Annotated in this window: 5 protein-coding genes and 1 pseudogene; 1 reads left to right on the plus strand and 5 read right to left on the minus strand. The window is 62.7% G+C overall.

Translation table 11 applies throughout. The annotated features are described in order from the left end of the window. A pseudogene (locus A2I95_RS25575) lies at window positions 1-230 on the plus strand (cysteine synthase); the annotation flags it as partial. Between the two features lie 189 nt (window positions 231-419). Here A2I95_RS25575 and A2I95_RS25580 read toward each other — a convergent pair. From A2I95_RS25580 to A2I95_RS25600, 5 genes are all read right to left on the minus strand, one after another. Next, window positions 420-1,754 carry a pyruvate dehydrogenase complex dihydrolipoamide acetyltransferase gene (locus A2I95_RS25580; protein ID WP_291734442.1) on the minus strand — a complete coding sequence of 445 codons (1,335 nt, stop codon included), beginning with the start codon at window positions 1,752-1,754 and terminating at the stop codon, window positions 420-422. A gap of 14 nt (window positions 1,755-1,768) precedes the next feature. After that, window positions 1,769-3,142, minus strand: a complete 1,374-nt coding sequence (locus A2I95_RS25585; RefSeq protein ID WP_291734444.1) for a pyruvate dehydrogenase complex E1 component subunit beta — start codon at window positions 3,140-3,142, stop codon at window positions 1,769-1,771. 1 nt (window position 3,143) lies between these two features. Then, window positions 3,144-3,530, minus strand: coding sequence for a VOC family protein (locus tag A2I95_RS25590; RefSeq protein ID WP_291734446.1), 387 nt, complete (start codon window positions 3,528-3,530; stop codon window positions 3,144-3,146). Beyond that, the gene (gene pdhA / locus A2I95_RS25595) at window positions 3,530-4,546 is read right to left on the minus strand and encodes a pyruvate dehydrogenase (acetyl-transferring) E1 component subunit alpha (RefSeq protein WP_291734447.1); all 1,017 of its coding nucleotides are present in this window, start codon (window positions 4,544-4,546) and stop codon (window positions 3,530-3,532) included. The genes A2I95_RS25590 and pdhA overlap by 1 nt, the downstream gene beginning before the upstream one ends. A 340-nt stretch (window positions 4,547-4,886) precedes the next feature. After that, window positions 4,887-5,186: a septum formation initiator family protein gene (locus A2I95_RS25600; protein ID WP_027259084.1), complete on the minus strand. Its 300-nt coding sequence runs from the start codon at window positions 5,184-5,186 to the stop codon at window positions 4,887-4,889. Window positions 5,187-5,248: the final 62 nt, after the last annotated feature.

The following is a 5,248-nucleotide window of genomic DNA, read 5'->3' on the forward strand; positions in this document are numbered from 1 at the left end:
CCAAGCGGCTGGCGGCTGAGGAAGGCATCCTGACCGGGATTTCCGGCGGCGCCAGCCTGGCAGCGGCGATCAAAGTGGCGGAGACCGCGCCGGAAGGTTCGGTGCTGCTGGTGATGCTGCCGGATACCGGGGAGCGCTATCTGTCGACGCCGCTGTTTGACGGCATCGAGGCGGAGATGGATGAGGATGAGGCGGCGCTGTCGGCGTCTACGCCGGGTTTTCAGTATTGAGAGGTTAGCGCGCCGCCACTGATGGCGCGGGCGCGGCGGTTGTTGCGCAGGTGAGTATTTTTAAAAAGATGAAAGGGAGCGGGGCCGCTCCTTTTTCAGTCTGCGTTCAGCCGTGTGGCCGCGCGCCGGCAGGCAAAGAAAAAGCCCCGGTTTCGGCCGGGGCTTTTTACATTCCGCGTTGGATGCAGGTCAGGCCAGCATCACCATCGGGTTTTCCAGGTTATCCTTGATCGCGTTCAAAAGTTCCGCGCCAAGGGCGCCGTCGATCACCCGGTGGTCCACGGACAGCGTGACGGACATCACCGTGGCCACGGCCAGTTCGCCATCTTTGCCGACGATCGGTTTTTTGACGCCTGCGCCGACCGCCAGGATGCCGGCATGCGGCGGGTTCACGATGGCGTCGAAGTTGTCGATGCCGAACATGCCGAGGTTGGAGATCGCAAAAGAACCGCCCTGGTATTCATGCGGCGCAAGCTTGCGGTCGCGGGCGCGTTTGGCGAGGTCTTTCATCTCGGTTGACAAGACAGAGAGCGATTTCATGTCGCTGTCCTGCAGAACCGGGGTGAACAGACCGCCTTCGATGGCGACGGCCACCGCCACATCCGATGCTTTCATCTTGAGCACCCGGTCGCCGGCCCAGACGGCATTGGCATCCGGCACCGATTGCAGCGCCAGCGCGCAGGCCTTGATGATGAAGTCGTTGACCGACAGCTTCACACCGCGGCCCTCAAGCTGCTTGTTCAGCTCGCCACGGAACTTCAGCAGTGCATCCAGCTGGATGTCGCGGCGCAGGTAGAAGTGCGGCACAGTCTGCTTGGCCTCGGTGAGGCGGGCGGCGATGGTTTTGCGCATGCCGTCCAGTTTGACCTCTTCGAAGTCGCGGCCTTCGTACATGCGTGCGACCTGATCGGCGGAGGGGCCCGCCGCGGAGGCTGCGGCAGCCGGAGCGCTTGCGGCGGGAGCGGCGTCTGCTTTCGGGGCAGCAGCTGCAGCCTGCGGCTGGGCGTTTTCCACGTCGGCTTTGACGATGCGGCCTTTGGGGCCAGAGCCTTTGATCTGTGCGAGGTCCAGGCCTTTGTCGGCGGCGATGCGGCGGGCCAGCGGTGAGGCAAAGATCCGGCTGCCGTCGGCGCCCTGCGGCGCAGCGGGGGCGGCCGTGGCTTTTTCTTTCGGCGCCGCAGGCGCGTCGGACACCGCAGGGGCGGCCTCCTTGCCTGCGTCAGCCGCCGGGGCGGCTTCGCCACCGGACGCATCGGAGCTATCGATGTCATCGGTGCTTTCGCCGTCTTCCAGCAGCACGGCGATCGGGGTGTTCACCTTCACGCCTTCGGAGCCTTCGGCAATCAGGATCTTGCCGACAGTGCCTTCGTCCACGGCTTCGAATTCCATGGTGGCCTTGTCGGTCTCGATCTCGGCCAGCAGATCGCCGGAGGAGACGGTGTCGCCTTCCTTGACCAGCCATTTGGCAAGGGTGCCTTCCTCCATGGTGGGAGACAGCGCGGGCATCAGGATTTCAGTGGGCATGCTATTCGCGCTCCTTACCGGTAGGTCACTTGCTTCACGGCTGCGACCACCTCATCCGTGGTGATCAGCGCGTGGCGTTCCAGGTTGGCGGCATAGGGCATGGGCACGTCCTTGCCGGTGCAGGTGATGATCGGCGCATCGAGGTAATCGAAGGCCTGCTGCATCACTTCCGAGGCGATATAGCTGCCGACCGAGCCTTGCGGCCAGCCTTCCTCAACCGTGACCAGGCGGTTGGTCTTTTGAACCGAAGCGATCACCGTGGGCAGGTCCATCGGGCGGATGGTGCGCAGGTCGATGACCTCGGCTGAAATACCATCTTCTGCAAGCTTATCAGCAGCTTCCAGCGCATAGGTCATGCCGATGCCAAAGGAGACGATGGTGGCATCGGTGCCTTCGCGCCAGATGCGGGCCTTGCCGAAGGGCACGGTGTAATCGTCCAGCTTGGGCACGTCGAAGGCGCGGCCATAGAGGATCTCGTTCTCTAGGAAGATCACCGGGTTGGGGTCGCGGATGGCGGTCTTCATCAGACCTTTGGCGTCGGACGCGGAGTAGGGCATGACCACTTTCAGACCCGGGATCTGCATGTACCAGGCGGCATAGTCCTGAGAATGCTGGGCGCCGACCCGGGCGGCAGCACCGTTGGGGCCGCGGAACACCATCGGGGCACCCATCTGGCCGCCGGACATATAGAGCGTCTTGGCCGCCGAGTTGATGATGTGGTCAATCGCCTGCATGGCGAAGTTGAAGGTCATGAACTCGACAATCGGGCGCAACCCGCCAAAGGCAGCACCGGTGGCGATGCCGGCAAAGCCGTGTTCGGTGATCGGGGTGTCGATCACCCGCTTGGCGCCGAATTCGTCCAGCAAGCCTTGGGAAATCTTATAGGCGCCCTGGTATTCGGCGACTTCCTCGCCCATCAGGAACACGTCCTCGTCACGGCGCATTTCCTCGGCCATGGCGTCGCGCAGCGCTTCGCGCACGGTGGTCTGCACCATTTCGGTGCCTTCCGGGTAATCCGGTTCCAGAACCTTGGCCGGCATGGCGGGTTCCTTCTGCGGCGCGGCGGCGGCGGGCTCGTCGGAGGGCGCTTCCTCGGCGGGGGCCTCTTCCTTGGCGCTGCCGGCCTCGTAGTCATCAGCGCTTTCGCCGTCTTCGACCAGCACCGCGATGGGGGTGTTCACCTTCACGCCTTCGGTGCCTTCGCCGATCAGGATCTTGCCGACGATGCCTTCGTCAACGGCTTCGAACTCCATCGTGGCCTTATCGGTTTCGATCTCGGCCATGATGTCGCCGGAGTTCACGGTATCGCCTTCCTTGACCAGCCATTTGGCCAGCGTGCCTTCTTCCATGGTCGGCGACAGGGCGGGCATAAGAATTTCGGTTGCCATATCAATTGCTCTCCGCAGGAGTGATCATTCCGACGATGTTGCCTTGACCGTCCTCAACATAGGCGCAGCGGCCGATGCCGGGGTAGTCGGTTGGCGGCAGCGCCTCGGCGCCGCCATTGGCCAGCGCCCAGGCGTAACGTTCGTCGCAATCGGCGACGTCGAACGTCATGGTGCCGCCGCGGACCGGGCCGCCGGCGGCTGGGGCATCGCCCATACGTTTCATCAGGCCGCCGGTCACGCCGTGAGCCATGCCGATATCCCGGCCTTCGATCAGGTGATAAGCCATATCTTCGCCCCCCGGCATAGGCTCGAACTGCCAGCCGAACAGACCGCTGTAAAAGGCCTTTGCGGCCTCAACTTCCGTTGCGTGGATTTCGAAATGCGGCATCAGGCGCTGGCCTCCTGCGGGACTTCGTCCGCATAGATGTCGGTCCACAGCTCTTCGAGCGCGGGTTCCGGGCTCTCCTTGGCGAACTCTGCGGACTTGCTGACGATCTCTTTGATCTCTTTGTCGATCGCCTTGAGATCGTCCTCGGTGGCGTGCTTGCCGGTCAGCAGCATCTCGCGGACCTGCTCGATCGGGTCGCGCTCCTCGCGCATTTTCTGGACCTCTTCGCGGGTGCGGTACTTGGCCGGATCCGACATCGAGTGGCCGCGGTAGCGGTAGGTTTTGACTTCCAGGATATAGGGACCGTCGCCGTTGCGGCAGTGGGAGACGGCGCGCTCGCCGGCTTCCTTGACCGAGAGGACGTTCATGCCGTCTACAGCTTCGCCCGGAATGCCGAACGCCTTGCCGCGTTCCCAGATTTCGGCGCTGGAGGTGGAGCGCTGCTGCGAGGTGCCCATGGCGTACTGGTTGTTCTCGATCACGAAGACCACCGGGAGTTTCCACAGGGCGGCCATGTTAAAGGTCTCGTAGACCTGGCCCTGATTGGCAGCGCCGTCGCCGAAATAGGTGAAGGTGACGCGTCCGTTGCCCTTGTACTTGTCGGCAAAGGCGAGGCCTGCACCGATCGGCACCTGGGCGCCGACGATGCCGTGGCCGCCATAGAAATGCTTCTCTTTCGAGAACATATGCATGGAGCCGCCCTTGCCCTTGGAGTAGCCGCCTTCGCGGCCCGTGAGCTCAGCCATGACGCCGTCGGGGTCCATGCCGCAGGCCAGCATGTGGCCGTGGTCGCGGTAGGAGGTGACGCGCTTGTCGCCTTCCTCAGCCGCGGCCTCAAGACCGACAACAACCGCTTCCTGGCCGATGTAGAGGTGGCAGAAGCCCCCGATCAGCCCCATGCCGTAGAGCTGGCCCGACTTTTCCTCGAATCGGCGGATCAGCAGCATCTCGCGGTAGTGTTTCGTCAGCTCTTCGGCAGAAACGTTTGGTTTCTTTGCGCTTTTCCTAGCGGCCATGGTGGTCGGCTCCCCCTGCAGGCTAGATAGTTTAGTGTTAAACCAATTGATACCCGGTTTTGGCCCGGCTGAATAGTGTTATTCTGCCGCGGGGTTTCCGCCGCGTAAAAATCCGCCCATGGACCGCAAAAATACCGCGCCGGCCTTTGGTGCGGGAGGGGCCGGGCGAAACGCGGCAGCAGAAAGGCCATATGCCTTTGCTGGCGGGGAGCGCCGGAATTTTTGCAAAAATTCCGTCTCGGAAAATTGCTGATTTTCCTGGTCGTTTTCTTGCAAGAAAACGGGCGGGGGAAGGAGTAAAGGCTGGGTTGCCGGCCATGCGAGGGCGTGCCGCGGCCCTTTAGCGGATGACAATCTCGTCCGCTCGGACAAGGCCAAGCACCGAGCGGGCCTGCTCATCCAGGAGATCAAGGTCAAGGTAGTCGTCGGACAGGCGGCTGGTCAGGTTTTCCATGCCGCCGATCCGGGACTGGAGACGGTCGAGATCCAGCCGCAGTTCTTCTGCTTCGGCCTGGATCTCGACCCTCCGGAACAGACCGAAGTCGCCCTGCACCGCCGCAAAGGTGAAATACGCGCTGAGCGCGAATGCAATTGCAAAGAAGGCGATGGCGCCAAAAGAGGGCCGGGGGCTTCGGGTCACTTTGGAGGTGCCTGTATGTTACTGCTCAAGTTTTTGTTTTTGCGCCGTTTCCCGGCGTCTGC

Source organism: Leisingera sp. F5, assembly GCF_001593695.1.